We start from the raw sequence: 25,823 nt of genomic DNA on the forward strand, positions 1-25,823 counted from the left end.
GAACTCCATGCGCCTCATCGTTTCCACCCTCGCCGCCTCCCTGGCCCTGGCCGCCACCGCCGCTTCCGCCCAGGCGGTGCGCACCGAGCGCAGCATCACGGCCCAGCTCGCCCAGCAGATCGCCACCGAGGCCGTGAATGCCTGCGCCGCGAACGGCTACGCGGTGGCGGCCACGGTGGTCGACCGCGCCGGCATCGTCCGCGCCGTGCTGCGCGCCGACAACGCCGGCCCGCACACGCTGGCCTCCAGCGAGCGCAAGGCCTGGACCTCGGCCTCCGCCCGCAACGCGACGCAGGCCATGATGCTGGGCGCGCAGTCCAACCCCGCCGGCGCCAACCTGGTGTACCTGCCCGGCTTCCTGCTGCTGGGGGGCGGTGTGCCGATCAAGGCCGGCAACGACACGATCGGTGCGGTGGGCGTCGGCGGCGCGCCGGGTGGCCACCTCGACGAGCAGTGCGCCAACGCCGCCATCGACAAGGTCAAGGCGCAACTGCAGTGAAGCTGCATCACCTGCTCATGGCAGCCGCCTTCGCGGCAGGCGCGTGCGCACAGGCGCAGGTCGGCCCCAGCACGGCGGAAGCGGCCCGCTACCAGGGCCTGCATGCAGCGGCGCATGCGGGCGACGCCGCCCGCGTCGCCAGCCTGGCGGCGGCCCGCGGCGAGCTGAATGCGCGCGACGGCCACGGACGCACGCCGCTGCACGTCGCCACCTTCGCGAAGCAGCGCGGCGCGATCCAGGCGCTGGCCAAGGCCGGCGCCGACCTGGACCTGCTGGAACACGACCGCTACGACGCCGTCACGATCGCCTCGGTGGCGAACGACGAGGAAACGCTGCGCCTGCTGCTCTCCCTCGGGGCCAGTGCGAAACAGGTGACCAGCCGCTACGACGGCACGGCGCTGATCGCGGCGGCCCACCTGGGGCATGCGGGCGTGGTGCGGCAGCTCATTGCCGCCGGCGCCCCGCTGGACCACGTCAACAACCTGCACTGGACGGCCGCGATCGAGTCCGTCGTGCTGGGCGACGGCGGCCCGCGCCACCAGGACACGCTGCGGGCGCTGATCGCCGCCGGCGCCAACCTGCAGCTCGCCGACCGCGAAGGCCGCACGCCGCTGCAGCTGGCCAAGGCGCGCGGGTACGCGGAGATGGTGAAGATGCTGGAGGCGGCCGGGGCGCGCTGATTCAGTTCGGCCGGCCCGGATAGATCATCAGGGCCGGCGCGACCTGGGCGAGCGCAACGAAATCGCGGTCGTTGTGCACCAGCAGCGCGCCATGCTCCAGTGCGATGGCGGCGATCAGGCAGTCGTTCCGCTTTCGGATGGTGAGCCCGGTCGCCCGGGCCGACCTGTGCAACTGCGCCGCAATCTCGTACGTCGAGAGTTCGCGCGGCTCCAGGATGAGCGTGGACCACAGCACCTGCCGCATGCGCTCGTATTCGGATTCCAGCCGGATGCCTTGCAGGACCTCCTGGAAGATGATGCCCGTGGTGGCGATCTCCTCGTGATCGTCGCGCATCTGGACGAAGCGCGTTGCCTCGGTGGAACGGCCCCGGTGCGAGTCGATCCAGACGCTGGAATCGAGCAGCAGCATCACTTCTTCTTGCCGCGCGGGGGCCTGGCATCCGGCAGCGGGGGAGCCACCTTGTAGCCGGCCACGCCTTGTTCGACCCGGTACTTGCCTGGTTCTTCCCCGGGATCCGTCTTCGGGTCGTAGTCGGGCCAGTAGGTGTCTTCCGTGGCGAGGCCCCAGATATCCCGCAGCCGAGGGCGCCTGGCCCGCGCCACCATCTCGCGCAAGGCGCGGTCGACGACTTCCCGCTTGGTGCGGGCACCGGAAACCTGCATCGCCTGGGCGATCAGGTTCTCGTCGATGTCGATGTTGGTCAGCACCCCACGCACTATATAAGGCGTGTACAGCTTGTCAACGCTGCCTATCCGAGCACGACCCGCGCGAACTTGCGCTTGCCCACCTGCACCACGTAGGTGCCGGCCTCCAGCTTCAGCCCCTTGTCGCTCACGGGCGACTGGTCGATGCGGACCCCGCCGCCGTCGATCAGCCGGTTGGCCTCCGAAGTGGAGGGGGCCAGCCCCGCCTGCTTCAGGAGTTGCGCGATTCCCAGCGGCGCGCCGGCGAGTCTCAACTCCGGGATTTCGTCGGGCACCCCGCCCTTGCTCCGGTTGACGAAATCCTGCTCCGCGCCCTCGGCGGCCGCGGCGTCGTGGAAGCGGGCGGTGATCTCCTTGGCCAGCATCACCTTGGCGTCGCGCGGATTGCGCCCGGCTTCGACTTCCCGCCGCAGGGCGGCGATCTGCGCCTCGCTGCGAAATGACAAAAGTGTGTACCAGCGCCACATCAGGGTGTCAGAAATGGACATCACCTTGGCGAACATCGTGTTTGCGTCTTCGGCGATTCCGATGTAGTTGCCCTTGCTCTTGGACATCTTCTCGACGCCGTCCAGGCCTTCCAGCAGCGGCATGGTCAGGATGCACTGCGGCTCCTGGCCGTATTCCCCCTGCAGGTGGCGGCCCATGAGCAGGTTGAACTTCTGGTCGGTGCCCCCGAGTTCCAGGTCGCTTTTCAGCGCCACGGAGTCGTAGCCCTGCATCAACGGATAGAGGAACTCGTGGATGGAGATCGGCGTGCCGGCCTTGAAGCGCTCGTGGAAGTCGTTGCGCTCCATCATGCGCGCCACGGTGTACCTGGCCGCCAGCTGGATCATCCCTCGGGCGCCCAGCGGGTCGCTCCATTCGCTGTTGTAGCGAAGTTCGGTGCGGGCCGGATCGAGGATCTTGTCGGCCTGGGCGCGGTAGGTCTCCGCATTGACCTTGATCTGTTCCGCCGTCAGCGGGGGGCGGGTGGTGTTGCGCCCGGACGGGTCGCCGATCATCGACGTGAAGTCGCCGATCAGGAAGATCACGGTGTGGCCCAGATCTTGCAGCTGGCGCAGCTTGTTCAAGACGACCGTGTGCCCGACATGAATGTCGGGGGCGGTCGGGTCCAGACCCAGCTTGATCCGCAGCGGCACCCCGGTCGCCTCGGAGCGGGCCAGTTTCCGGACCCAGTCGTCCTGCGGGATCAGCTCCTCCGCCCCCCGCAAGGTGACCGCCAAGGCCTCCCGGACCTTTTCCGATACCGGGAATTTTTGTGTAACAGCTTCTTGATTCATAAGGGGTTTTACAGGGGGCGGCGCCGCTGAGGTCGGTATACTGCGGCTCGTTTTGTGTCTGCCGATTCTAGTTGCGGCAGGTTTTATCTCTCCCCGCCATCGGCGCGCACCGCGCAATGGTGAAGGGAATCGCCCGGCAAAGGTGTAGGACGCCTCCTGCACACCGGGACAAGAATTGGGACGAAGACGTTGAAGCAAACTTGGTTGACCGCGGGGGAGCGGATCCTTGCGCGTGCAGGCCACGCGCTGGAGCACCACCCCCGCCAGGTCACGGCGCTCGTGGCCGCCCTGCTCCTGACCGCCGGAGGTGGCGCCTTCGCCGTGGCTTCCCTCGGCCCGGATCCCTCCCTGCTGCCGGTGCGCGAAGTGCTCGAGACCGTGCAGCCCCTGTCGCTGCAGGAACAGGCGGAGGCGCTGGACGCCCACCGCTTCAGCCTCTTCACCAACGAAGCGGTGCGCTCCTCGGACACCGCCGAATCGCTGCTGGCGCGCCTGGGCGTGAACGACCCGGCCGCGGCGGATTTCCTGCGCCAGGACCCGATCGCCCGACCGCAGGTGCTGGGCACCCCCGGCCGGCTGGTCGTCGTCGAGGCCGATGACGGCCGCAGCCTGCTGCGCCTGACGGTGCGCTGGGCCGCCGACGAGGCGAGCTTCAAGCGCCTGGTGGTCGAGCGCCAGCCGTCCGGCAGCTTCGCCAGCCGCATCGAGACCGCGCCGCTGGTCGCCTCCCTGCGCGTGGGCAGCGGCAGCATCCGCAACACGCTGTTCCAGGCGGTCGACGAAGCCGGCATCCCGGATGCCGTCACCAACCAGCTGGTGGACATCTTCTCCGGCGACGTCGACTTCCACCGCCTGCGCGGCGGCGATCGCTTCGCCGTGGTGTACGAGACGCTCGAAGCCGACGGCGAGCCGATGCGCACCGGCCGCGTGGTCTCGGCGCAGTTCGTCAACGCCGGCCGGCAGCTCGAAGCCCTATGGTTCCAGCAGCCGGGGCAGCGCGGCGGCTACTTCGATTTCCAGGGCCACAGCCTGGAGCGCACCTTCCTCGCCTCGCCGATGGAAGTCACCCGCATCACCAGCGGCTTCTCGATGCGCTTCCACCCGATCCACCACACCTGGCGCGCCCACACGGGCGTGGACTACGGCGCGCCCAGCGGCGCCCCGGTGCGCACGATCGGCGACGGCCAGGTGCAGTTCACCGGCGTGCAGAACGGCTACGGCAACGTGATCGAGGTCGACCACGGCAAGGGCAACACCACCCTGTACGCCCACCTGAGCCGCATCGACGTGCGCCGCGGCGACGTCGTCCAGCGCGGCCAGCGCATCGGCGCGGTCGGCTCGACCGGCTGGGCCACCGGGCCGCACCTGCACTTCGAATTCAAGGAACAGGGCGTGCAGCGCGATCCGCTGGAAGTGGCGCGCCGCCATGTCGCCCCGGTGGAACTGACGGCGCAGGCCCGCCCGCAGTTCGACCGCGTGGCCAACGCCATGCGCACGCAACTCGCCGTGGCCGCCTCGGCCAACATGCTGGCCTCGGCGCGCTGAAGCCGGGTCGCCGAGCCGTCGTTCCCGCGAAGGGCGCCCCTGCTTCGTCATTCCCGCGAAGGCGGGAATCCAGGGCGTCCCCCTGAAGCGTCGTCATTCCCGCGAAGGCGGGAATCCAGGGCGCCCTGGGTCCCCGCCTTCGCGGGGATGACGTAGCTGCCCCTGCGTCTTCGCCTGCACCGGATGACGTAGCTGCCCCTGGGTCCCCACCTCCCCGCCGACGACGTAGCATGCAGCCCATGGCGGACCTCTTCATCGGTCTGATGTCCGGCACCTCCATGGACGGGGTGGACGGCGTCGTCGCGGATTTCTCCTCCGGGGGCGTGCGGGTGCTGCAGCACGCGACGAGCGGCTTCGATGCCGGCCTGCGGGCCGAGCTGATGGCGCTCAATGCCTCCGGGCCCGACGAACTGCACCGCGCCTGGCTGGCCGGCAATGCGCTGATGCGGGTGTACGCCGAAGTGGTAGCCAAGCTCCTCGCCGGGGCCGCGCTCCAGCCTGAGGCCATCGACGCCATCGGCGCCCACGGCCAGACGGTGCGCCATCGCCCCGGGATGTTCGACGGCACCGGCTACACGATCCAGCTCGCGCAACCCGCGTTGCTGGCGGAACTGGCCGGCATCCGCGTCGTGGCCGACTTCCGCAGCCGCGACGTCGCGGCGGGCGGCCAGGGTGCGCCGCTGGCGCCCTTCTTCCACCAGGCGGTGTTCTCGCGGCCCGGCACGACGGTGGGCGTCCTGAACATCGGTGGCATCTCCAACGTGACGCTGCTGCGCGCCGAGGGCAGCATGCAGGGCTTCGACTGCGGGCCGGGCAACGCCCTGATGGACGCCTGGTGCCTGCAGCACACCGGCCGGCCCTACGACGACGACGGCCGCTGGGCCGCCAGCGGGCGCGTGCTGCCGGACCTGCTCGCCGCCCTGCTGGCCGAGCCCTACTTCGCCCAATCGCCGCCCAAGAGCACCGGCCGCGACCTGTTCAACCGGCCCTGGCTGGATGCGCACCTGAAGAACTTCGCCGCCGCCGCACCGCAGGACGTGCAGGCGACGCTCACGGAGCTGACCGCGCGCGCCTGCGCCGGCGATATCCAACGGCACGCCGCGGGCCTGCAGCGCCTGATCGTCTGCGGCGGCGGCGCCCTCAACGGCGAGCTGATGCGGCGCCTGGCTGGCCTGCTGCCGCTGGCCCAGGTCGTCTCCAGCGCGCAGGAAGGCCTGCCGCCGCTGCAGGTGGAAGCGGCCGCCTTCGCCTGGCTGGCGATGAAGTGCGTGCAGGGGGAAAAACTGGACCTGGAAAGCACCACGGGCGCCAGAGGCGCCCGTGTGCTGGGTGGAATCTATTCCGCGTAGGCTGGCGGTGACGCGCGAAGCGCCGGAACCCCAGCGCTGCTGCGTCTATCGCTCTCCCGCTCCCGCCTCAGTGCTCGCCCGGCGAGAAGCTCGAGCCGCAGCCGCAGGTGCTCTGCGCGTTCGGGTTCTTGATCACGAACTGCGCGCCCTGCAGGTCTTCCTTGTAGTCGATCTCGGCGCCCACGAGGTACTGGTAGCTCATGGCGTCGATCAGCAGCGAGACGCCGTTCTTCTGCATCACGGTATCGTCGTCGTTGGCGATCTCGTCGAACGTGAAGCCGTACTGGAAGCCCGAGCAGCCACCGCCCTGCACGAACACGCGCAGCTTGAGCTCCGGGTTGCCTTCCTCGGCGATCAGTTCGGCAACCTTGTTCGCCGCGCTGTCGGTGAAGATCAGCGGGGCGGGCATTTCGTGCGTGACTTGTTCGGCGACTGCGCTCATGGGCTCTCTTTCGACGGTATCGACCCCAATGGTAAGCCGGCCGCAGCTCGGCCGTCCATCAGGCGTTCTTTGTCGCCAGCTTCAGTAAGGGCTTTTCATCCTCGGTGGAGGCCTCCCCTGCCATCAGCGGCTTCAGGGAACCACAGATGGTGGCACCCTGGTGCATCTCAAGGGCGACATAGGAGACGTCGCCGTCGATCTTCGCCCGCGGCTGCAGTTCCAGCAGTTCGCGCGCATGCACCGGGCCGCGCACGGTGCCGTTGATGATCACGTGGTCGGCGACGATGCCGCCCTGCACGACCGCGGCTTCGGAGATCACCAGCAGGCTGCCGTCTTCGGAGGTGGCGTGGATGTCGCCGAAGACCTCGCCGTCGACGCGCAGGCCTTCGTTGAACTTCATGTTGCCATCGATGTGCGTGCCCTGGGCGATCAGGCTCTTGATGGGCGGCTGGGCTTTCTTACCGAACATATGCTTGCTCCTCAACGACGTACGACTTACAGGGACACATTCTGGACGGCCCGGCTCACGGAGCCTTCCACCACCCGGGCCGAGACATTCTTCACGACGGCATCGGGGGGCAGGTCGACCATGCCCTCCAGCCGCCGGTACTGGCGGAACTGCAGCGGTTGCGGCCCGCTCGGCAAGGCCATCAGCCAGGGCTTGCCGTCCAGCGTGCCGGAGAAGCTCACTTCCAGCTTGCCGCGGAATTCGGGAGCGTTCTTGACGGGCTGGATCACCAGCACCTGCCACTTGAGCTGCGTGCCCGAGAGCACCTCGGCCTGCAGGCCGCGGATGGCAACGGCCCCGGTGCCGCTGGCGGGCATCAGCTTCTCGAAGAAGCCCAGGTCCTCGCGCAGGGTGCGGTTCTGCGCCTCCAGGGTGCGGATCTGCGTCGCCAGCCGTTCCTGCGCCGCGCGTTCGACCACGATCGCGCTGCCCGAGGTGTTGATGATCGACTGCACGCGATCGCGTTCCTGGCGCAGGCCCACGACCTCCTCGCGCAGCCGCACGAGTTCTTCCTTCGCCTGGCGGTCGACGCCGGCGATGTCCTTGCCCAGTTCGAAGGCCCAGAGGCCGATGGCACCGCAGAAACCCAGCACGATGGCGGCACCCGCACAGCGCAGGGGCCAGGGCATCGCGCTGCGCACCTTCATGCGGGGTGCGCTGATGGTCAGCCTACGGCGAAGCAGCTTGAAACGCATATGGATGAGGATGCTGCCCAAACGCGGCAGCCGCAGCAAGTCTCCACTTGTGCAGCTTTGTGTCGGACGAGAGCTTGTTCCTGTGTTCGTTGACCGGTCGCACCGGCGTGTCTCGGCACCACAACGCGAACCGCGCGGGCAAGAAAAAGCCCGGCGAACCGGGCTTTTTCGGGTTGCAGCTGGCCGCGGGCGGATCAGCGCTTGGAGAACTGCTTGCGGCGGCGGGCGGAGTGCAGGCCGACCTTCTTGCGTTCCACTTCGCGGGCGTCGCGCGTGACGAAACCGGCAGCGGAGAGCTGGGGCTTGAGCGCGGCGTCGTAGTCGATCAGGGCGCGGGTGATGCCGTGGCGCACGGCGCCCGCCTGGCCGGATTCACCGCCGCCGTGGACGTTGACCTGGATGTCGAAGGTTTCGACATTGCCGGTCAGCACCAGCGGCTGCTTGGCGATCATGATCGAGGTTTCGCGGCCGAAGAATTCCTGGATGTCGCGGCCATTGACCGTGATCGTGCCGGAGCCCTTCTTCAGGAACACGCGGGCGACGCTGCTCTTGCGCCGGCCGGTGCCGTTGTTCCATTCACCAATCATTCAGTGGCTCCTCAGATTTCCAGCGGCTTGGGCTGCTGGGCGCTGTGCGGGTGCTCGGCGCCGCCGTACACCTTCAGCTTCTTGATCATGGCGTAGCCCAGCGGGCCCTTGGGCAGCATGCCCTTGACGGCCTTCTCGAGCGCGCGGCCGGGGTGCTTGGCCTGCATTTCCTTGAAGGTCTGCTGGCGGATGCCGCCCGGAAAGCCGGTGTGGCGGTAGTAGACCTTGTCGGTCTCCTTGGTGCCGGTGACACGCAGCTTGGATGCGTTGATGACGACGATGAAGTCGCCGGTGTCGACGTGAGGCGTGTAGATGGCCTTGTGCTTGCCGCGCAGTCGGAGGGCAGCTTCGCTGGCTACCCGTCCGAGCACCTTGTCGGTGGCGTCAATCACAAACCACTCGTGCTTCACGTCAGCGGGCTTGGCGCTGACAGTGGTGGACATTGAAGTCTTTCGAGCTGGGTCTGGAAAGGTCCTTTTCCACGGTCGGTGTCCCTCTGGCGGGGACCTCTTAGGTGGGGTGTGCCAGGCGTTGCCTGGCGGCTTCCGCCGCGGGACCTGAAATCGCTGCGGAACCCGGCATTATACGAAGTTTCGCGGCCACGCCCAAGCCGTCATTCCCGCGCAGGCCGGAATCCAGGGCTTTTTTGCGCGCGCAAGGCGCGCTTTCCCCGGACGCCCTGGGTTCCCGCCTGCGCGGGAACGACGGCAAAGGTACCATCCTCCGCATGTTCAGCTACCGCCACGGCTTCCATGCCGGCAACCACGCCGACGTCCTCAAGCACATGGTGCTGATCGCGACCGTGAAGCACCTGACCGCCAAGCCGTCGGCGATCACGGTGGTCGACACCCATGCCGGCGCCGGCCTCTACCGCCTGGACAGCGACTACGCCGACACCTCCGGCGAGGCGCAGGACGGCATCCTCAAGCTGGTGGCGAGCCCGCTGGCCGCCGAGCCGCCGCCGCTGGTGGCGGACTACCTGGCGCTGATCGCCAGCTTCAACGCTGCCGGCAAGACCAAGGTCTACCCCGGCTCGCCCTTCGTGACGCAGGCGTTGCTGCGCCAGGATGCCAAGGACAAGCTCTGGCTGTTCGAGCTGCATCCCACGGACAGCAAGGCGCTGGCGGCCCACATCGAGCAGCTGCACGCCGGCCGCCAGGTGGGGCTCAAGCGCGACGACGGCTTCGAGGCCTTGCGGGCGCTGCTGCCGCCGCCTTCGCGCCGCGGGCTGGTGCTGATCGACCCGAGCTACGAGCTGAAGCACGACTACGTGCGCGTCGCGGCGACCCTGCAGGAAAGCCTGAAGAAATTCGCCACCGGCACCTACATGATCTGGTATCCCGTGATCCCGCGGCCCGAGGCGCACGAACTGCCGCGCCGCCTCAAGACGCTGGCGAACCAGGCGGGCAAGCCCTGGCTCCATGCCGTGCTGAACATCGGCCAGTCGCCCGAGCGCGCGAAGACGCACACGCCCGGCGAGGCGGAGCCCCGGCCCGGCCTCACCGCCAGCGGCGTCTTCCTGGTGAACCCGCCGCACACGCTCAAGGCCGCCCTGCAGCAGGCGCTGCCTGCGCTGGTCGAAGTGCTCGGACGCGGCAAGGGCCAGTCGCAGCTGGTGGAATCAGCCGGCTAGCGGCGCCGGCCGAGCACCATCGTCCAGTACGTGCCCCATTGGCTTTTCGCGCTGCCCACGCAGGCCACGCCGACTTCCTGGTAGCGCGGGTTCATCATGTTCTCGCAGTGCGAGGGGCTCTCGATCCAGCCCTGGACGGCGCTCGCGACCGTCGGGTCGCCGCCGGCGAGGTTCTCGCCCGCCGCCGAGAACTTGTAGCGCGAGGCCCGCACCCGTTCGGTGATCGTGCGGCCTTCGGGGCTGCGGTGGTCGAAGTAGTTGCGCCGCGCCATGTCGCGCGAATGGCCGAAGGCCACGGTCTGCAAGGTCGCGTCCCACCGCAGGGGCGGCGCCGGCGGCATCGAGCGCCAGCCGCAACGCTGGCCATGCGCGCGGGCCGCATTGATGCGCCGCAGCGCCTCCTGCACCTGCACGCTGCAGCTGGTGTGGAAGGCCGCATCGGCGGCCGATGCGCAAGTCAGGGCGAGCAAGCCGCAGGCCACCCAGGGCCGGGGAACAAAGTGAAGCATGGCGCGAGATTGCCACGGATGAGCTAGGCTCCCGCGGCGAAATCGCAACCGCCTATTTCCGCCCCAGCACCATCGTCCAGTAAGTGCCCCACTCGCTTCCGGCTTGCACGGCGCAGGCGACGGCGACGTCCTGGAACTCCGCGGTCATGATGTTTTCGCAATGGCCGGGGCTCTGGAACCAGGCCTGCATCGCCTCGGGCATGCTGTGCACGCCGGCGGCGATGTTCTCGCCCATCATCCTGAACTTGTAGTGCGCGGCGGAGGCGCGGGTCTTCACGTCGGCGCCGTCGGGGCTGCGGTGCTCGAAGTAGTTGCGCCTGGCCATGTCCACCGAATGCCGCTCGGCGGCCGAATACAGCGACGAATCCCACTTCAGGGGCGCGACGGGCCCCATCGCACGGCGTCCGCAGCGGAAGCCGGAAGCGCGGGCGGCGTTGATCCGCTGGAGCACGTCTTCGACGACGACCCGCGAGCAGGCCTGCATGGCGGGGCCGGCACCGAGCACGCCGGTGGCTGCACCGGCGCCGAGCGCCGACGTATCGGGGGCCTGCTGCACGGCCAGCGGCGCCGGCTGGATCACGCGTTCGCCGCAGGCGGCAAGCAGGAAGGGGGCGATGAGGAAGGGGGCGATGGCTTTCACACGGAAGAGCTTAGCGGCGGCCCGGCAGCAGCGAACCGAAGGTGTCACAAACCCGCGCATTCGATACATTCGCGGCCCAGCCGTTCACTCTTGCGCAACCCACAATCGCGCGCATGCAACAGCTGCAGGAACCATTGCCGGAACTCGGCGAGCTGCTGGGAGGGCGATGGCAGCTGCAGGCGCTCGGCGCCAGCGCCTTTTGCGACACCTGGGAAGCGCGCCAGGGCCGCGACCTGCTGTTCCTGAAAAGCGCCGCCGAAGCCGGCGCCGACATGCTGCGTGCCGAGGCCGACGGCCTGCGCGCACTGGCGGCGACCCGCACGGTCCGCGTCCCCACCGTCCACGCCGTGCTGGAACGCCCCGGCGGCGGCGTGATCCTGGCGCTCGAATGGCTGCAGTTCGTGCGGCCCGACGCGGAGTTCGGCTTCCGCTTCGGCCAGGCGCTGGCGGCCCTGCACGCGCAAGCGCCGCCGCTGCGGCCGCCCGGCTTCGGCTGGACGCGCGACAACTACATCGGCGCGACGCCGCAGCGCAACACGCCCAGGCATCCGCCCACGGCAGCCGGGTGGATCGCGTTCTTCGGCCAGGCGCGACTGCGCGCCATGCGCGAGCGGCTGCGCCATGCGGCGAGCGACCTGCGCCTGGCGATCGACGCCGTGATCGATGCCTTGCCGCAACTCCTGGCCGAGGGCCCGCCGCCCCGCGCTGCGCTGGTCCACGGCGACCTGTGGCAAGGCAACTGGGGCATGCTGGCCGACGGCACGCCCGTCATCTTCGATCCGGCCGTGTCGTGCTCGGACGCGCAGGCGGAGCTCGCGATGATGGAGCTGTTCGGCAGCCCGCCGCGCGGCTTCCGCGAAGCATATGCGCGTGCCGGCGGCACCTGGCCGGACCTGCGGCGCACGCAGCTCTATCAGCTCTATCACCTGCTGAACCACGCCGTGCTGTTCGGCGGCAGCTACGTGCAGCAGGCCCTGCGCACCGCACGCGCGCTGGCCTGAAGCTTCAGCGCACCGTTCCGATCTGCCCCGCCACCGCCAGCGTCGCCGCCGCCTGGTTCATCGTGTAGAAGTGCAGGCCCGGCGCGCCGCCGCGGATCAGGCGCTCGCACAGGTCAGCGACCACGTCGACGCCGAAGGCGCGGATCGAGGCGCTGTCGTCGCCGAAGCTTTGCAGCCGCAGGCGGATCCAGCGCGGGACCTCGGCGCCGCAGCTGTCGGAAAAGCGCAGCAGCTGGCTGGAATTGATGATCGGCATGATGCCCGGCACCACCGGCACGCGGACACCGGCCTTGTGCGCTTCCTCGACGAAGCGGAAGTAGGCGTCGCTGTTGTAGAAGTACTGCGTGATCGCGGAATCCGCGCCGGCCTTCACCTTGGTGGCGAAGGCCTGCAGGTCGGCCTGCGGCGACTTCGCCTGCGGGTGTACCTCGGGATAGCAGGCGACCTCGATGCGGAAGTCCTTGCCGCATTCGGTGCGGATGTATTCCACCAGCTCGCTGGCGTAGTGGAACTCGCCGCCGATGCCGTAGCCGCTGGGCAGGTCGCCGCGCAGCGCCACCAGGCGCTTGACGCCCATCGCCTTGAGCTGTGCGAGCTGGTCGCACACCTTGGCGCGCGTCGCGCCTATGCAGGAGAAGTGGCTGGCGGCCTCCACGCCCTCGGCGAGGATCTCGCCGACGGTGGTGAAGGTGCCCGCGTGGGTGGAGCCGCCCGCGCCGTAGGTGACCGAGCAGAACTCGGGCTGCAGCGCGTAGAGCTCCTGGCGCGCGGCGCGCAGCTTCTCGGCGCCTTCCGGCGTCTTGGGGGGAAAGAATTCGAGGCTGATCGGAAGCATCAGGTGCTCCTGGTTCGGGCATGCAGGAAGAATTCGCGATTGCCATCGCCGCCGGCAATGGGGCTGTCGTACCAGCCGGTCACGGCCAGGCCGAGCCTGGCGCAGCATTCGCGCAGGCGCGCTTCGACCACCGGGTACAGCGACGCATCGCGCACCACGCCGCCCTTGCCGATCTGCTGCGGCTGCAGCTCGAACTGCGGCTTGGCGAGCATCAGTAGGTGGCCCCCGGGCCGGGCCAGCGGCGCCAGCGCCGGCAGCACCAGGGTGAGCGAGATGAAGGACAGGTCGCCGGTGACGAGGTCGTAGTGGCCGCCGATCTGCTCGTCGCGCAGGTCGCGGGCGTTGACCTTCTCGATCGCCACCACGCGCGGGTCCTGGCGCAGCTTGGGATGGAGCTGGCCGTGGCCGACGTCGACGCCGGTGACCGCCGCGGCGCCGTGCTGCAGCAGGCAGTCGGTGAAGCCGCCGGTGGACTGGCCGACGTCCAGGCAGGTCCAGCCCGTGACGTCGAGGCCGGCGGCGCGCAGCGCGCCTTCCAGCTTCAGGCCGCCACGCGAGACGTAGCGCGCTTCCGCCGTGTCCAGCAGTTCGACCTGCGCCTGCGCGGGGACCTCGTCGCCGTTCTTGGCCACGGCGATCCAGCGGGCGCCGTCGAACCACCGCACGCCGGCAGCGATGAGTCGCTGCGCCTGCGAGCGGGAAGCGGCCAGGCCGCGATCGACGAGGAGTTGGTCGGCACGCATGATGTTCAACAACCGGTGCGAACGCCGTCATTCCCGCGCGGGCGGGAATCCAGGGCTTTGGAGACTCGCCGCGCGCGGCGAGCATCGGGAGCCCTGGGTCCCCGCCTTCGCGGGGATGACGAAGGTCTCAATAGCGGTACGTATCCGCCTTGTACGGCCCGTTCTTGCTCACGCCGATGTACGCGGCCTGCGCGTCCGTCAGTTCCGTGAGCTGCGCGCCCAGCTTCGACAGCTGCAGCCGCGCCACCTTCTCGTCCAGGTGCTTGGGCAGCACGTAGACCTTGCCCACCTCGTATTCGGAGGACTTGGTGAACAGCTCGATCTGCGCCAGCGTCTGGTTGGCGAAGGAGGAGGACATCACGTAGCTGGGATGGCCGGTGCCGCAGCCCAGGTTCACCAGCCGGCCCTTCGCGAGCAGGATGATGCGCTTGCCGCCTTCGAAGATTACGTGGTCGACCTGCGGCTTGATCTCGTCCCACTGGCACTTCTTCTCCAGCGAAGCGACGTCGATCTCGTTGTCGAAGTGGCCGATGTTGCAGACGATCGCCTGGTCCTTCATCTTCGCCATGTGGGCGTAGGTGATGACGTCGCGATTGCCGGTGCAGGTGACGAAGATGTCCGCCTTGTCCGCAGCGTAGTCCAGCGTCACCACGCGGTAGCCTTCCATGGCGGCCTGCAGCGCGTTGATCGGGTCGATCTCGGTGACCCACACCTGCGCCGACAGCGCGCGCAGTGCCTGGGCCGAACCCTTGCCCACGTCGCCGTAGCCGGCGACCAGGGCGACCTTGCCGGCGATCATCACGTCGGTGGCCCGCTTGATGCCGTCGACGAGCGATTCGCGGCAGCCGTACAGGTTGTCGAACTTGCTCTTGGTGACCGAGTCGTTGACGTTGATGGCGCGGAACTTCAGCTTGCCGTTGGCGGCCATGTCCTGCAGGCGGTGCACGCCGGTCGTGGTCTCCTCGGTCACGCCGATGATCTGGGCCGACTTGCGGCTGTACCAGCTCGGGTCTTCCTTCAGCTTGGCGCGGATGGCGTTGTGCAGGATGCGCTCTTCCTCGGAGGAGTGCGTGTCGATCAGCGACATGTCCTTCTCGCAGCGCTGGCCCAGGTGCATCAGCAGCGTGGCGTCGCCGCCGTCGTCCAGGATCATGTTGGGGCCTTCGCCCTCGCTGCCCTTGGCGCCGAAGTCGAAGATGCGGTGCGTGTAGTCCCAGTACTCTTCCAGCGACTCGCCCTTCTTGGCGAAAACGGGCGTGCCGCTGGCGGCGATGGCTGCGGCGGCGTGGTCCTGGGTGGAGAAGATGTTGCAGGAGGCCCAGCGCACCTGGGCGCCCAGGGCCTGCAGCGTCTCGATCAGGACGGCCGTCTGGATCGTCATGTGCAGCGAGCCGGTGATGCGCGCGCCCTTCAGCGGCTGGGCCTGGGCGAATTCCTGGCGGATGGCCATCAGGCCCGGCATCTCGGTTTCGGCGATGCGGATTTCCTTGCGGCCCCAGTCGGCCAGCGACAGGTCGGTGATCGCGCAGTCGGCAGGCGCGGCGGTCTTGAGAACGGCGTTCATGGTGGCTCCGGAACGAAGTGGTGGGGAGCCCACCTTCCGGAATGGATGCACTCACCGCACGGAAGGTGGGTGAGCGTCGTTGCGATGAATCCGAGCCTCGCGTCCATGGCGGACGCTGCAACGCTCCTCGGGTTGGGTGGATTTTATCGGAAACCGTCCGATTCGCCCACGGCAGCCGAACCAAGGGGTAAAAACCGCACATGGCCACCTCCGGACCGCCCTCCCCGCCCATCGAACCGATGCTGGCCAAGATCGCCGACGCCTTGCCGACGGAGGAGGGCTTCCTGTTCGAGCCCAAATGGGATGGCTTCCGTGCCCTCGTGTTCCGCGGCGCCGAGCAGACCTACCTGCAAAGCCGCGACCTGCGGCCCCTCAACCGCTATTTCCCCGAGCTGGAGAAGGCCCTGCACGAGGCGCTGCCCAAGGGCTGCGTGCTCGATGGCGAGATCGTCGTGGCGAACGCGGGCGGCCTGGACTTCGATGCGCTGCAGATGCGCCTGCATCCGGCCGCCTCGCGCGTGGCGAAGCTGGCCAAGGAGACGCCATCGAGCTTCGTCGCCTTCGACCTGCTGGCGGCCGGTGGCAAATCGACCATGGAGCTGCCGCAGTCGGAACGGCGCGCGCGCCTGGAGCGCCTGCTGGGCAAGACGCGGCCGCCGCTGCACCTGACGCCGGTGACGCGCGACCGCGCGCAGGCCGAGGAATGGCTGGAGAAGTTCGAGGGAGCGGGCCTGGACGGCGTGATCGCCAAGCTCGAATCCGCGCCCTACCGGCCGGGCAAGCGGGCGATGCTGAAGATCAAGCACGTGCGCAGCGCGGACTGCGTGGTGGCCGGCTTCCGCTGGTACAAGGACCGCAACGACGCGGTCGGTTCGCTGCTGCTGGGGCTGTACGACGACGGCGGCACGCTGCAGCATGTGGGCGTGACCTCCTCGTTCACCATGGCGCGGCGCGAGGAGCTGCTCAGGGAGCTGGAGCCGCTGCGCACCGATGCGATCCAGGACCATCCCTGGCGCGAGTGGGCCGGCGCGGTGGTAGGCGATGCGCAGCGCATGCCCGGCGCGCAGAGCCGCTGGAGCGGCGGCAAGGACCTGAGCTGGGAGCCGGTGCGGCCGGAGCGCGTGTGCGAGGTCAAGTACGACCACCTGCAGGGCAACCGCTTCCGCCACGCCGCCGTGTTCCTGCGATGGCGGCCGGACAAGCCGGCCGAGGATTGCCGGTACGACCAGCTGGAGGTGACGACGCCGTTCGAGCTGGCGAAGGTGTTCGGGGCGAAGGAGGCGGTGTAGCGACCGAACCACCGTCAACCCCGCGCAGGCGGGGGCCCAGGGAGCGCGCGCAGCGCGCTGCATCGGGAGCCCTGGATTCCCGCCTTCGCGGGAATGACGGGAGGGCGTACCGTCACTACGCCTTCGGCTTCGCCTCCTTCGGCCGCAGCCGCGCCGGCACATGCTCCAGGTTGATCCGCACCCGGTACCACAGCGACGAACTCCCGCGCATGCGGTCCACCAGCACGTCCGCGGGTTCGAGGTGCGCGGCGGCCTTCGGGTGTTTCGCCTTCCACTCCTCCGCCGCGGCGAAGGCCTCCGCCTCCCGGTCCGCCCGTGCCACTTCGATCAGCGGCTTCTTCGCCCGCGCCGTCGAAGGCGGCGCCCGCCGCGGCTCGCCGGCCGCCTTGGCGTAGTGCGGCGGCCAGGGCGCGTCGCCCTGCCCTTCGGCCTCCTGCCGCCGCGACAACTCCAGCAGCGGCTCCAGCGAGCAGCGCCATTGCTCGATTTCCGCATGCGGATCGCCGATCTCCTGGAAGCGCTTGGGCATGGTCCGCAGCGTGAAATCCGCCGGGTCGCAGTCGTCCAGTTCCTTCCAGCTCACCGGCGCCGACACCCGGCCATCGGGCTTGGGCCGCACCGAGTAGGCCGAGGTCACGGTGCGGTCCTTCGCGTTCTGGTTGTAGTCGACGAACACGCCGCGCCGCTCCTCCTTCCACCACTTGCTGGTGGCGATGGCGGGCGCCCGCCGCTCGACCTCCCGCGCCAGTGCCAGCGCGGCGCGCCGCACCTCGTCGAAGGTCCACTTCGGTTCGATCCGCACCAGCACGTGGATGCCCCGCGATCCGGAGGTCTTGGGCCAGCCCTTGAGGCCCAGGTCCGTGAGCACGGCGTGCACCACCCGCGCCACTTCCCGGATCTGCGGCCACTCCACGCCGGGCACCGGATCGAGGTCGACCCGAAGCTCATCGGGGTGATCCAGGTCCTCGGCCCGCACGGGATGCGGATGCAGTTCCAGGCAGTCCAGGTTGGCCATCCAGGCCAGGTCCGCCGGATGCCGCGGCACGACCTCCTCGGCGCTGCGGCCGGAGGGAAAGCGGATCTCGGCCACCTCCAGCCAGTCGGGGCGCTTGGCCGGCGCCCGCTTCTGGAAGAAGAACTCCTCGCCGATGCCGTTCGGATAGCGCACCAGCACGCAGGGCCGCCCGCCGGCGCCGCGCAGCGCCCCCTCGGCGACCGCCAGGTAATAGTTCACGAGGTCGAGCTTCGTGATCCCGGCTTGCGGGATCAGCAGCTTGCCGCTGTGGGTGATCACCAGCTCGCGGCCGTCAATCTCCAGCAGCGTCTCGTCCTTTGGCTGGGCCATGGGACGCAAGGTACACCGGCATGGGAAAATGGCGGGTCAGACACGGCCGTGTGCCGCGCGCGCCGTTTCCCTTCCCGGAGTTCCTTTCCTTGTCCGCCTCCCCCCTCAGCGCCGAAGTCCGGCGCCGCCGCACCTTCGCCATCATCTCGCACCCCGACGCCGGCAAGACCACGCTGACGGAAAAGCTGCTGCTGTTCTCCGGCGCGATCCAGATCGCCGGCGCCGTGAAGGGCCGCAAGGCCTCGCGCCACGCCACCTCCGACTGGATGGAGATCGAGAAGCAGCGCGGCATCTCGGTGGCCTCGTCGGTGATGCAGATGCTGTACCGCGACCACGTGGTCAACCTGCTCGACACACCCGGCCACAAGGACTTCTCGGAAGACACCTACCGCGTGCTGACCGCCGTCGACGCGGCGCTGATGGTGATCGACGCCGCCAACGGCGTGGAAGCGCAGACCAAGCGGCTGATCGAGGTCTGCCGCCAGCGCGACACGCCGATCATCACCTTCGTCAACAAGATGGACCGCGAGGTGCGCGAGCCGCTCGACATCCTCGACGAGGTGGAGCGCGAGCTGGGCATGCCCTGCGTGCCCATGACCTGGCCCGTCGGCAAGGGCAAGTCCTTCGGCGGCATCATGAACCTGCGCCGCCAGGCGATGACCGTGTTCGAGTCGGGCAGCGAGCGCCGCCCGCAGGACTTCGACACCGTCCCGCTGTCCGACACCGGCGAGCTGCAGCGCCGCTTCGGCGCCGAGTACGACCAGGCCGCCGAGAGCATGGAGCTGGCCGCCGGCGCCTCGCCCGAATGGGACCACGCCGCCTTCCTGGCGGCGAAGCAGACGCCGGTCTTCTTCGGCTCGGCCGTCAACAACTTCGGCGTCATGGAAGTGCTGGACGCGCTGGTGGACCTGGCGCCCGCGCCCCAGCCGCGCACCAGCAATGCGGTCGTCAACCGGCAGCCGCAGGAGCGCGTGGTGCAGCCGGACGACACGGCGTTTTCGGGCGTGGTCTTCAAGGTGCAGGCCAACATGGATCCTTCGCACCGCGACCGCATCGCCTTCGTCCGCATGGCCTCGGGCAAGTACACGCCCGGCATGAAGCTCAAGGTGCAGCGCACCGGCAAGGAACTGCGCCCCACCTCGGTCGTGACCTTCCTGTCGCAGCGGCGCGAGGCGGTCGACGAAGCGTATGCCGGCGACATCATCGGCTTCACCACCCATGGCGGCGTGCAGCTCGGGGACACGATCACCGACGGCTCCGTGAACCTGCAGTACACCGGCCTGCCCTTCTTCGCGCCGGAGCTGTTCCAGGTGGTGATCCTGAAGAACCCGCTGCGCACCAAGCAGCTCCAGCAGGGCCTGGCCCAGCTCGGCGAGGAAGGCGCGATCCAGGTGTTCCGTCCGCATGTCGGCGGGCCGATGCTGCTGGGCGCGGTCGGCCAGCTGCAGTTCGAGGTGGTGCAGCACCGCCTGGGCACCGAATACGACTGCGACGTGCGGCTGGAAGGCTGCCCGTACACGGGCGCGCGCTGGATCACGGCGGACACGCCGGCCGAACTCAAGGCATTCACCGATGCTTACCCGCAGCGGCTGGCGCTCGATGCGGCCGACGCGCTCGCCTTCCTGTGCACCTCGCCGTACGACGTGCGGCTGGCACAGGAGCGCTTCCCCAAGATCCACTTCCACCTGCTGCGCGAGCACGCCGGCCTGGCCTTGCAGAAGGCGGGCTGAGCGCCGATGGCGCCAGGGCGCGCCGCTGCCGTGGCAATAATGCGGGCTCGAAGTCGCTCCGCGTCCACCATGAAGAAGTTGTCCTCGTCCCGTTCGCTCGCCGCGCTCGCCGGCTGCGCGCTGCTGTTGCTGGCCGCCTGCGGCGGCGGCGGCGACGACGCGCCGGCGGCCGCCGCCACCGGCAACGGGATCCGTCCGACCACCGCCCTCGGTTCCTCAGTCCAGTACGAGGGCATCTGCGACCTCGAGACGCAGAAGAAGTTCACGCGCGCCTATCTCGACGAGGTGTACCTCTGGTACGACGAGATCGTCGACGTGGATGCGAGCCGCTTCCGCAACATCCCCGATTACTTCGACGCCCTGCTGGTGCGCACGCCCGATGCGAACGGCGTCGCCAAGGACCGGTTCAGCGCCGTGCTGCCGGTGGCGCGGGTGCCGGCTTCGCCGCCGTCCGTTGCCGCTGCTTCGCTGGCGCTGGACCCGGGCCTGCTCGCCAACCACACCGACGCGGTGCCCGTGACCAAGGTCGTCACCAGCCCGGGCGGGCGGCGGGCCGGCTACATCCAGTTCAACGACCATGAACAAGGTGCGCAGGATGACCTGATCGCCGCCTTCCGCCAGATCCAGGCCGGCAACGTGCAGGACCTGGTGCTGGACCTGCGTTTCAATACCGGCGGCTTCCTCTACGTCGCCCAGGCCGCAGCCTCGATGATCGCGGGCCCCTCCGCCGAGGGCAAGGTGTTCGAGCGACTGCAGTACAACGACAAGCGCGACCAGGAATCCGCCAGCGACACCTTCTTCTTCTCCAGCCGGGTGCAGACCGCCGAGACGCAGAACCCGGTGGGCACGCCGCTGCCGCAACTCGACCTGCCGCGCGTCTTCGTCCTGACCTCGGAGCGCACCTGCTCGGCGAGCGAATCGATCATCAACAGCCTGCGCGGCATCGACGTGCAGGTGATCCGCGTCGGCGCCACCACCTGCGGCAAGCCCTACGGCTTCCGGCAGAAGAACAACTGCGGCCTCGCGTACTTCCCGATCGAGTTCAAGGGCACCAATGCCAAGGGCTTCGGCGACTACACCACGGGCATCGCGCCGACCTGCGCGGTGCAGGATGATGCGACCGTGCTGGCCGAGGACCCGCAGGCCGACCCGCTGTTCCGGGGCGCGCTGCGCTTCATCGACACCGGCGCCTGCCCCGCGGGCACCGCGACCGGCGTGCAGAGCAGCGCCAGCCCCATCGTCACGCCGCCGGCGGAGCCCGCGCGCCCCGCCTGGGCCGGGCGCCTGCTGCTGCCGCGGGCCGCGCGTTGACGGCGCGCGCGTCCATGCTGCCCCTGCGCGCGTGGCCGGCGGCCGCACGCCGGGCCATCGCCGGCGTGCTGACCGACATCGACGACACGCTCACCACCGAAGGCGCGATCACGCCGGATGCCCTGCAGGCCCTGCACGCCCTGGCCGCGCGCGGCCTGCCGACCATCGCCATCACGGGCCGGCCGGTGGGCTGGAGCGAGCCGTTCGCGCTGGCGTGGCCGGTGGCCGGCATCGTCGCCGAGAACGGCGCCGTCACGCTCACGCGCGGCCCCGACGGCACGCTGCGCAAGCTGTACCTGCAGGACGAAGACCTGCGGCGCGCCAACCACGCCCGCATGCAGCAGGTGGCCGGACGCATCCTGCGCGAAGTGCCCGGCGCCACGCTCTCGCGCGACAGCGGCGGGCGCGAGACCGACATCGCGATCGACCACAGCGAATTCGCGCACCTGCCGCCCGAGGCGATCGCGCAGGTGGCGGCGATCATGCGCTCCGAGGGCATGAATGCGACGGTGAGCTCGATCCACGTCAACGGCTGGTATGGCGCGCACCACAAGCTCTCCGGCGCGCGCTGGGCGCTGCGCGAGCTGCTGGCGCGCGAACTCGACGCCGAGCGCGAGCGCTGGGTGTACGTCGGCGACTCGACCAACGACGTCCTGATGTTCGAGCATTTCCCGCACAGCGTGGGGGTGGCCAACATCCGGCGATTCGAACCCGAGCTCGCTTTCAAGCCGGCGTACGTGACCGCCGGCGAGCGCGGCGCGGGCTTCGCGGAGGTGGCGCAGGCGCTGCTCGCGCCCTAGGAGCCTGGGCGCCGGTAATTGTCCCGGCATTGACGCCGCGCAAGGGATTGCGCGGACATTCCGCGTGCAATCCATCGTCGGTGCCGCTGCGCCCAGGGGCGCCACTTCTCCCGCATGACCTTTCCTACCGCTTCCATCGCCAGGCGCCTGGTGATGGGCCTCCTGATCATCAACGCCTTCGTGTACCTGCTGGCGGGTGCCTCCCTGCTCCACAGCCGGCGGCAGCAGGAAGTCAGCGGCCGCACCACCACGCAGAACCTCGCGCGTTCGGTCGCGAGCACGGTCTCGGGCATCCTCGACAAGCTCGATGTCGCGCTCACCGCGACGTCCGAGAAGGTCGCGCCGCAACTGGCCAGCGGCGGCATCGTCGATGCAGAGCTGACGGGCTACCTGCGGCGGCAGAAGGCGCTGCTGCGCGACTTCGAGGAACTGTGGGTGGCGGACGCCGCGGGTGACCTGCGCTGGGGAACCAGGCTGCCGGAAGGCACCACGGTCAACATCGCGGACCGCGAGTACTTCCAGGCGGTGCGGGACGCCCGCGCCGGCGAGCTGGTGATCTCCGAGCCCGTGATGGGCCGCGTGACCCATGCCTGGTCCCTGATGTTCGCCATGCGCATCGACCGGCCGGACGGCTCCTTCGGCGGCGCCGTGGTCGTTTCGATGCGCGCCGTCGATTACTTCCACGCCCTGTTCCGGTCCATGGATCTCGGCGAGCACGGCATCGTCGCCCTGCGCGACGAGCGCATGACCTTGCTGGCCCGCCACTCGCCCAGTGCCCTGCAGGGCCCCCAGCTGGGCGCGCGGGGCATCTCCGCCGAAGGCGACGCGGTGCTCGCCCGCAACCCGGCCTCCGGCACCTTCGAGGCGCGCTCGCCGGTCGACGGCGTCGTGCGGACCATCAGCTACGAGAAGCTCGCCCGGTATCCGGTGTACGTGTTCGTCGGGCTCGAAAGCACGGAGTTGCTGGCACCGTGGCTCAGCGAACTCGGGACGGCCGCGGGGCTGCTGCTCTTCTTCACGCTCACGACCGGGCTCTACACGCGCTCCAACTACGCGCGGGCGCGGGCGCAACTCGCGGCGCGCGAGGCCGAGGATCGCGCCGTGCGCCTGGAACGCGCCCGGCTGCAGCAGATCCTGGACTCCTCGCCGGTCGGCATCTCGTTCTCGGTCGCGGGCCGGCTGCAGTTCGCCAACGCGAAGGCGGTGGAGATGTTCGGCAGCCGCCTGGGGAGCGAGACGTCCGACTTCTACGTCGACCCGGCCGAACGGCAGGCCATCGAGCAGCACCTGCAGGACGGCAAGGCCCTCACGCGCGAACTCCGGATGTTCACCAGCGCCCGCCAGGAGCGTGACGTGCTGGCCACCTACGTCCCCACCGTGATCGACGGCCAGGCCGGCGCCCTGGCGTGGCTGATCGACATCACCGACCGCAAGCAGACCGAGGAACGGATCCGCCGGATCAACTTCCGCAGCGACACCGCCCTGGGCCTCACCCGCAGCGGCTACTGGGAGATCCCGCTGGACGGCTCGGGCTGGTACTTCAGCTCGGCGCGCGCCTGCGAGATCTTCGGCGACCCGCCGAATCCGGAGTACCGCTACCGGCTCGATGACTGGACCGCGCACATCGCGGCGGCGGACCCGCAGGTCGCGCGCGAAACGGCAGCCGCGCTGGACGACGTGCTGGCCGGCCGCAGGGAGGCCGTCGACGCGCTCTACCCGTACCGCCGCCCCATCGACGGCCGCGTGGTCTGGATCCAGTCCCACGGCACCGTGGCGCGCGACGCCAGCGGCAAGCCGGTCACCCTGTACGGCGCGGCGCAGGACATCAGCGAGGCCGTCCGCGTGCGCAACGAACTCGCGCGCGCCAAGGACGTGGCCACCGCGGCGACGCGCGCCAAGAGCGAGTTCCTGGCCAACATGAGCCACGAGATCCGCACGCCGCTGAACGCGATCCTGGGGCTCGCGCGCCTGGTGCGCCGCGACACGCCGGACGGCAGGCAGGCGCAGAGGCTGCAGCAGATCGACGACGCCGGCCGCCACCTGCTGGACTTGGTCAACGACGTCCTCGACCTCTCCAAGATCGAGGCCCGTCGGCTGCAGCTGGAGAAGATCCCCTTCGATGTCGACGCCGTGGTCCGGCAGGCCGTGGCCGTCGTCGCGCCGCAGGCCGAGGCCAAGGGCCTGCGGCTGGAGACGCGCTGCGCGCGCCTGCCCGCGCGGGTGCAGGGCGACGCCACGCGGCTGCGGCAGGCACTCCTGAACTACCTGAGCAACGCGATCAAGTTCACGCGCGAAGGCCTCGTCAGCCTGCGCGGCACCGTCGAAGCGGAAGGCGCCTTGCACGTGCAGCTGCGCTTCGAGGTGGAGGACAGCGGCGTCGGCATCCCGCCGGACCGGATCGCCTCGCTGTTCCGCCCCTTCGAGCAGGTCGACGTCTCCATCGCGCGCCAGGCCGGAGGGACCGGCCTCGGGCTGGCGATCACCCGCTACCTGGCGGCGATGATGGGCGGCGAGGTCGGCGTCCGCAGCACGCCGGGCCAAGGCAGCGTGTTCTGGCTGACCGTCTGCCTGGAGAAGTGCGGGGACGCCGCCGCGGACCAGGGCAGCAGCCACGGCCGCGCGGACGCCGCCGCAGTCCGCGCACGCCACGCCGGCGCGCGCGTGCTGCTCGCCGAGGATCACCCGATCGGCGCCGAAATCGCCACCGACCTGCTGCAGGATGCCGGCCTCGTCGTGGCCCACGCCCGCCACGGCGCCGAAGCGCTGGCCCTGGCCCGCGCCGGGCACTACGACCTGGTGCTGATGGACATGCAGATGCCGGGCATGGACGGCCTGGCGGCGACGCGTGCGATCCGCGCGCTGGACGGGTGGGCCACGCGGCCGATCGTGGCATTCACCGCTAACGCCTTCGCCGAAGACCGGCAGCGCTGCATGGAAGCGGGCATGAACGCCTTCGTCTGCAAGCCCGTCGACCCCGACGAACTCTATGGCGTGCTGATGCAGTGCCTGGAAGCGCGCGAGCCGGCGGCACGCGATCCGGGCCCGGTCGCGCACGCGCAGTTGCCGGTGGAGCCGCAAGCACAGGATGCATTGCACTTCGCGCAGATCGAGGCCGTGGCCGGCATGGACCCGCAACGCCTGCAGGAATTCCGCGCCCGGCCCGCCAGGTACGTGCGTCTGTTCTGCTCGCTGGTGCAGCAGTACGGCGAGCAAGTGCCGCTCCTGCGCGAGCGGATCGCTGCCGGCGAGCGCGAGCAGGCCCAGCCCATGCTCCATGCGCTCAAGGGGGCGGCGGCGCTGCTGGGGGCCGATGCCCTGATGCGCGCGGCCGCGGACCTGGAGCAGTCCCTCAAGAGCCCGCAGCCCGCGGACCAGCTCGCCGCGCGGATGCAGGCCATGGCCGACGCGCTCGCGCCGCTGCAGCGCGCCGCGCACTTCGGCCCCGCGGCCGCCGGCCCGATCCAGGAGACCCACCGATGCCTTTCGTGACCGGCGACCGCGTGCGCCTGATCCTGGCCGACGACCACACCTTGCTGCGTGCCGGCATGTCCGTGCTGCTGGAGCAGATCGACGGCGTCGAGGTCGTCGCCGAGGCCGGGGACGGCGAGGCGCTGATCCGCCTGGCCGAGGAGCTGGAACCGGACCTCGTCTTCACCGACATCGCGATGCCCGGCATCGACGGCGTGGAGGCGATCCGCCATCTCGCGCGCACGCGGCCCCGGGTGCGTTGCGTGGTGGTGTCGATGCACGAGACGGCCGACATGGTGCGGCGCGCCGCGGAGGCGGGCGCCGCCGGCTACCTGCTGAAGAACGCGTCGATGGAGGAACTCGGTCGCGCGATCGGCGAGGTGTTGACGCGCGGCGCCTATTTCAGTCCGCTGGTCGCCCCGCTGCTGCTGGCCAGGACGCCGCCCTCGGCGACCGAACTGCTGACGGAGCGGCAGTTGCAGATCCTCAGGCTGGTCGCACTCGGGCATTCCTCCAAGGAGATCGGGCACGCGCTGAACCTGAGCCCCAAGACAGTGGACGTGCACCGCGGGCGCATCATGCACCGCCTGCAGGTGCACGACGTGGCGGGACTGACCCGCTACGCGCTGGCCAGCGGCGTGATCGCGGAGTAGGCCTCCGCGCAG

Annotated in this window: 26 protein-coding genes and 1 riboswitch; of the genes, 12 read left to right on the forward strand and 14 right to left on the reverse strand. The window is 69.6% G+C overall.

Annotated elements, in window-relative coordinates; translation table 11 throughout:
• Positions 1 to 7 precede the first annotated feature (7 nt).
• Positions 8 to 499 (forward strand): GlcG/HbpS family heme-binding protein, encoded by a 492-nt coding sequence (locus JI746_RS14990; protein WP_201690552.1) that lies wholly within the window; start codon positions 8 to 10, stop codon positions 497 to 499.
• A gap of 17 nt (positions 500 to 516) precedes the next feature.
• Positions 517 to 1,179 carry an ankyrin repeat domain-containing protein gene (locus JI746_RS14995; RefSeq protein WP_201690994.1) on the forward strand — a complete coding sequence of 221 codons (663 nt, stop codon included), beginning with the start codon at positions 517 to 519 and terminating at the stop codon, positions 1,177 to 1,179.
• 1 nt (position 1,180) lies between these two features.
• Here the strand turns inward: JI746_RS14995 and vapC are convergent, their stop codons facing one another.
• From vapC to tyrS, 3 genes are read right to left on the reverse strand one after another with little or no spacing between them, the layout of a single operon-like run.
• Positions 1,181 to 1,588 (reverse strand): type II toxin-antitoxin system VapC family toxin, encoded by a 408-nt coding sequence (gene vapC / locus JI746_RS15000; RefSeq protein ID WP_201690554.1) that lies wholly within the window; start codon positions 1,586 to 1,588, stop codon positions 1,181 to 1,183.
• Positions 1,588 to 1,887 (reverse strand): type II toxin-antitoxin system VapB family antitoxin, encoded by a 300-nt coding sequence (locus tag JI746_RS15005; RefSeq protein WP_201690555.1) that lies wholly within the window; start codon positions 1,885 to 1,887, stop codon positions 1,588 to 1,590. The genes vapC and JI746_RS15005 overlap by 1 nt, the downstream gene beginning before the upstream one ends.
• A 41-nt stretch (positions 1,888 to 1,928) precedes the next feature.
• Positions 1,929 to 3,164, reverse strand: a complete 1,236-nt coding sequence (gene tyrS, locus JI746_RS15010) for a tyrosine--tRNA ligase (protein WP_201690556.1) — start codon at positions 3,162 to 3,164, stop codon at positions 1,929 to 1,931.
• Positions 3,165 to 3,353: 189 nt separating this feature from the next.
• On the opposite strand from tyrS, the gene JI746_RS15015 reads away from it, so the two are divergent.
• Entirely contained in the window at positions 3,354 to 4,709 is a 1,356-nt protein-coding gene (locus JI746_RS15015; protein WP_201690557.1) for a M23 family metallopeptidase, read from the forward strand.
• Positions 4,710 to 4,948: 239 nt separating this feature from the next.
• Entirely contained in the window at positions 4,949 to 6,058 is a 1,110-nt protein-coding gene (locus tag JI746_RS15020; protein WP_201690558.1) for an anhydro-N-acetylmuramic acid kinase, read from the forward strand.
• Between the two features lie 67 nt (positions 6,059 to 6,125).
• Here JI746_RS15020 and erpA read toward each other — a convergent pair whose 3' ends face one another.
• The 5 genes from erpA to rplM all read right to left on the reverse strand — a co-directional run bounded on the left by erpA (position 6,126) and on the right by rplM (position 8,733).
• A complete protein-coding gene (gene erpA, locus JI746_RS15025) occupies positions 6,126 to 6,500 on the reverse strand; it encodes an iron-sulfur cluster insertion protein ErpA (RefSeq protein ID WP_201690559.1) in 375 nt (124 codons plus the stop codon).
• A 58-nt stretch (positions 6,501 to 6,558) separates the two neighbouring features.
• The gene (locus JI746_RS15030) at positions 6,559 to 6,969 is read right to left on the reverse strand and encodes a bactofilin family protein (protein WP_201690560.1); all 411 of its coding nucleotides are present in this window, start codon (positions 6,967 to 6,969) and stop codon (positions 6,559 to 6,561) included.
• 26 nt (positions 6,970 to 6,995) lie between these two features.
• Positions 6,996 to 7,703 (reverse strand): DUF6776 family protein, encoded by a 708-nt coding sequence (locus tag JI746_RS15035; protein WP_201690561.1) that lies wholly within the window; start codon positions 7,701 to 7,703, stop codon positions 6,996 to 6,998.
• A 194-nt stretch (positions 7,704 to 7,897) separates the two neighbouring features.
• On the reverse strand, positions 7,898 to 8,290 hold the full coding sequence (gene rpsI / locus JI746_RS15040) for a 30S ribosomal protein S9 (protein ID WP_201690563.1): 393 nt from the start codon (positions 8,288 to 8,290) through the stop codon (positions 7,898 to 7,900).
• 11 nt (positions 8,291 to 8,301) lie between these two features.
• Complete coding sequence (gene rplM, locus JI746_RS15045) at positions 8,302 to 8,733, reverse strand: 50S ribosomal protein L13 (protein ID WP_201690565.1); 432 nt, start codon at positions 8,731 to 8,733, stop codon at positions 8,302 to 8,304.
• A gap of 284 nt (positions 8,734 to 9,017) precedes the next feature.
• Between rplM and JI746_RS15050 the strand changes: the two genes are divergently transcribed.
• Positions 9,018 to 9,923, forward strand: a complete 906-nt coding sequence (locus tag JI746_RS15050) for a 23S rRNA (adenine(2030)-N(6))-methyltransferase RlmJ (RefSeq protein WP_201690567.1) — start codon at positions 9,018 to 9,020, stop codon at positions 9,921 to 9,923.
• Here JI746_RS15050 and JI746_RS15055 read toward each other — a convergent pair.
• Positions 9,920 to 10,393 carry a CAP domain-containing protein gene (locus JI746_RS15055; protein WP_236599866.1) on the reverse strand — a complete coding sequence of 158 codons (474 nt, stop codon included), beginning with the start codon at positions 10,391 to 10,393 and terminating at the stop codon, positions 9,920 to 9,922. The two genes, JI746_RS15050 and JI746_RS15055, sit on opposite strands and share 4 nt — an antisense overlap.
• Positions 10,394 to 10,484: 91 nt before the next feature.
• Positions 10,485 to 11,072, reverse strand: a complete 588-nt coding sequence (locus JI746_RS27685) for a CAP domain-containing protein (RefSeq protein ID WP_201690571.1) — start codon at positions 11,070 to 11,072, stop codon at positions 10,485 to 10,487.
• 113 nt (positions 11,073 to 11,185) lie between these two features.
• On the opposite strand from JI746_RS27685, the gene JI746_RS15065 reads away from it, so the two are divergent.
• On the forward strand, positions 11,186 to 12,073 hold the full coding sequence (locus JI746_RS15065; RefSeq protein WP_201690573.1) for a fructosamine kinase family protein: 888 nt from the start codon (positions 11,186 to 11,188) through the stop codon (positions 12,071 to 12,073).
• 4 nt (positions 12,074 to 12,077) lie between these two features.
• On the opposite strand, the gene metF is transcribed toward JI746_RS15065, so the two are convergent.
• The 3 genes from metF to ahcY form a co-directional block, all read right to left on the reverse strand.
• On the reverse strand, positions 12,078 to 12,908 hold the full coding sequence (gene metF / locus JI746_RS15070; RefSeq protein ID WP_201690575.1) for a methylenetetrahydrofolate reductase [NAD(P)H]: 831 nt from the start codon (positions 12,906 to 12,908) through the stop codon (positions 12,078 to 12,080).
• Complete coding sequence (locus JI746_RS15075) at positions 12,908 to 13,651, reverse strand: TlyA family RNA methyltransferase (protein ID WP_201690577.1); 744 nt, start codon at positions 13,649 to 13,651, stop codon at positions 12,908 to 12,910. The genes metF and JI746_RS15075 overlap by 1 nt, the downstream gene beginning before the upstream one ends.
• A gap of 127 nt (positions 13,652 to 13,778) precedes the next feature.
• The gene (ahcY, locus tag JI746_RS15080) at positions 13,779 to 15,215 is read right to left on the reverse strand and encodes an adenosylhomocysteinase (RefSeq protein ID WP_201690579.1); all 1,437 of its coding nucleotides are present in this window, start codon (positions 15,213 to 15,215) and stop codon (positions 13,779 to 13,781) included.
• 64 nt (positions 15,216 to 15,279) lie between these two features.
• A riboswitch (S-adenosyl-L-homocysteine riboswitch) is annotated at positions 15,280 to 15,350 on the reverse strand.
• A 65-nt stretch (positions 15,351 to 15,415) separates the two neighbouring features.
• Here ahcY and JI746_RS15085 point away from each other — a divergent pair.
• Positions 15,416 to 16,504: an ATP-dependent DNA ligase gene (locus JI746_RS15085; protein ID WP_201690581.1), complete on the forward strand. Its 1,089-nt coding sequence runs from the start codon at positions 15,416 to 15,418 to the stop codon at positions 16,502 to 16,504.
• A gap of 115 nt (positions 16,505 to 16,619) precedes the next feature.
• On the opposite strand, the gene ligD is transcribed toward JI746_RS15085, so the two are convergent.
• Complete coding sequence (gene ligD, locus JI746_RS15090) at positions 16,620 to 17,849, reverse strand: non-homologous end-joining DNA ligase (RefSeq protein WP_201690583.1); 1,230 nt, start codon at positions 17,847 to 17,849, stop codon at positions 16,620 to 16,622.
• A gap of 89 nt (positions 17,850 to 17,938) precedes the next feature.
• On the opposite strand from ligD, the gene JI746_RS15095 reads away from it, so the two are divergent.
• The 5 genes from JI746_RS15095 to JI746_RS15115 all read left to right on the forward strand — a co-directional run bounded on the left by JI746_RS15095 (position 17,939) and on the right by JI746_RS15115 (position 25,811).
• Complete coding sequence (locus tag JI746_RS15095; protein WP_201690585.1) at positions 17,939 to 19,579, forward strand: peptide chain release factor 3; 1,641 nt, start codon at positions 17,939 to 17,941, stop codon at positions 19,577 to 19,579.
• Between the two features lie 69 nt (positions 19,580 to 19,648).
• Positions 19,649 to 20,890 (forward strand): S41 family peptidase, encoded by a 1,242-nt coding sequence (locus JI746_RS15100; protein ID WP_201690587.1) that lies wholly within the window; start codon positions 19,649 to 19,651, stop codon positions 20,888 to 20,890.
• 14 nt (positions 20,891 to 20,904) lie between these two features.
• A complete protein-coding gene (locus tag JI746_RS15105) occupies positions 20,905 to 21,690 on the forward strand; it encodes an HAD-IIB family hydrolase (RefSeq protein ID WP_201690589.1) in 786 nt (261 codons plus the stop codon).
• 114 nt (positions 21,691 to 21,804) lie between these two features.
• Complete coding sequence (locus JI746_RS15110) at positions 21,805 to 25,179, forward strand: response regulator (protein ID WP_201690591.1); 3,375 nt, start codon at positions 21,805 to 21,807, stop codon at positions 25,177 to 25,179.
• Complete coding sequence (locus JI746_RS15115; protein ID WP_201690593.1) at positions 25,167 to 25,811, forward strand: response regulator; 645 nt, start codon at positions 25,167 to 25,169, stop codon at positions 25,809 to 25,811. The genes JI746_RS15110 and JI746_RS15115 overlap by 13 nt, the downstream gene beginning before the upstream one ends.
• The last annotated feature ends 12 nt before the right edge of the window (positions 25,812 to 25,823 follow it).

Origin of the sequence: Ramlibacter alkalitolerans (assembly GCF_016722765.1) — a bacterium.
Classification (GTDB): Bacteria; Pseudomonadota; Gammaproteobacteria; order Burkholderiales; family Burkholderiaceae_C; genus Ramlibacter; species Ramlibacter alkalitolerans.

What these genes read in the sequence shown, in the direction of transcription:
- JI746_RS14990 (WP_201690552.1), top strand. Translation starts at nt 8, where the DNA reads ATGCGCCTCATCGTTTCCACCCTCGCCGCCTCCCTGGCCCTGGCCGCC.
- JI746_RS14995 (WP_201690994.1), top strand. Translation starts at nt 517, where the DNA reads ATGGCAGCCGCCTTCGCGGCAGGCGCGTGCGCACAGGCGCAGGTCGGC.
- vapC (WP_201690554.1), bottom strand. Translation starts at nt 1,588, where the DNA reads ATGCTGCTGCTCGATTCCAGCGTCTGGATCGACTCGCACCGGGGCCGT.
- tyrS (WP_201690556.1), bottom strand. Translation starts at nt 3,164, where the DNA reads ATGAATCAAGAAGCTGTTACACAAAAATTCCCGGTATCGGAAAAGGTC.
- JI746_RS15020 (WP_201690558.1), top strand. Translation starts at nt 4,949, where the DNA reads ATGGCGGACCTCTTCATCGGTCTGATGTCCGGCACCTCCATGGACGGG.
- erpA (WP_201690559.1), bottom strand. Translation starts at nt 6,500, where the DNA reads ATGAGCGCAGTCGCCGAACAAGTCACGCACGAAATGCCCGCCCCGCTG.
- JI746_RS15030 (WP_201690560.1), bottom strand. Translation starts at nt 6,969, where the DNA reads ATGTTCGGTAAGAAAGCCCAGCCGCCCATCAAGAGCCTGATCGCCCAG.
- JI746_RS15035 (WP_201690561.1), bottom strand. Translation starts at nt 7,703, where the DNA reads ATGCGTTTCAAGCTGCTTCGCCGTAGGCTGACCATCAGCGCACCCCGC.
- rpsI (WP_201690563.1), bottom strand. Translation starts at nt 8,290, where the DNA reads ATGATTGGTGAATGGAACAACGGCACCGGCCGGCGCAAGAGCAGCGTC.
- rplM (WP_201690565.1), bottom strand. Translation starts at nt 8,733, where the DNA reads ATGTCCACCACTGTCAGCGCCAAGCCCGCTGACGTGAAGCACGAGTGG.
- JI746_RS15050 (WP_201690567.1), top strand. Translation starts at nt 9,018, where the DNA reads ATGTTCAGCTACCGCCACGGCTTCCATGCCGGCAACCACGCCGACGTC.
- JI746_RS15065 (WP_201690573.1), top strand. Translation starts at nt 11,186, where the DNA reads ATGCAACAGCTGCAGGAACCATTGCCGGAACTCGGCGAGCTGCTGGGA.
- metF (WP_201690575.1), bottom strand. Translation starts at nt 12,908, where the DNA reads ATGCTTCCGATCAGCCTCGAATTCTTTCCCCCCAAGACGCCGGAAGGC.
- JI746_RS15075 (WP_201690577.1), bottom strand. Translation starts at nt 13,651, where the DNA reads ATGCGTGCCGACCAACTCCTCGTCGATCGCGGCCTGGCCGCTTCCCGC.
- ahcY (WP_201690579.1), bottom strand. Translation starts at nt 15,215, where the DNA reads ATGAACGCCGTTCTCAAGACCGCCGCGCCTGCCGACTGCGCGATCACC.
- JI746_RS15085 (WP_201690581.1), top strand. Translation starts at nt 15,416, where the DNA reads ATGGCCACCTCCGGACCGCCCTCCCCGCCCATCGAACCGATGCTGGCC.
- ligD (WP_201690583.1), bottom strand. Translation starts at nt 17,849, where the DNA reads ATGGCCCAGCCAAAGGACGAGACGCTGCTGGAGATTGACGGCCGCGAG.
- JI746_RS15100 (WP_201690587.1), top strand. Translation starts at nt 19,649, where the DNA reads ATGAAGAAGTTGTCCTCGTCCCGTTCGCTCGCCGCGCTCGCCGGCTGC.
- JI746_RS15105 (WP_201690589.1), top strand. Translation starts at nt 20,905, where the DNA reads ATGCTGCCCCTGCGCGCGTGGCCGGCGGCCGCACGCCGGGCCATCGCC.
- JI746_RS15110 (WP_201690591.1), top strand. Translation starts at nt 21,805, where the DNA reads ATGACCTTTCCTACCGCTTCCATCGCCAGGCGCCTGGTGATGGGCCTC.
- JI746_RS15115 (WP_201690593.1), top strand. Translation starts at nt 25,167, where the DNA reads ATGCCTTTCGTGACCGGCGACCGCGTGCGCCTGATCCTGGCCGACGAC.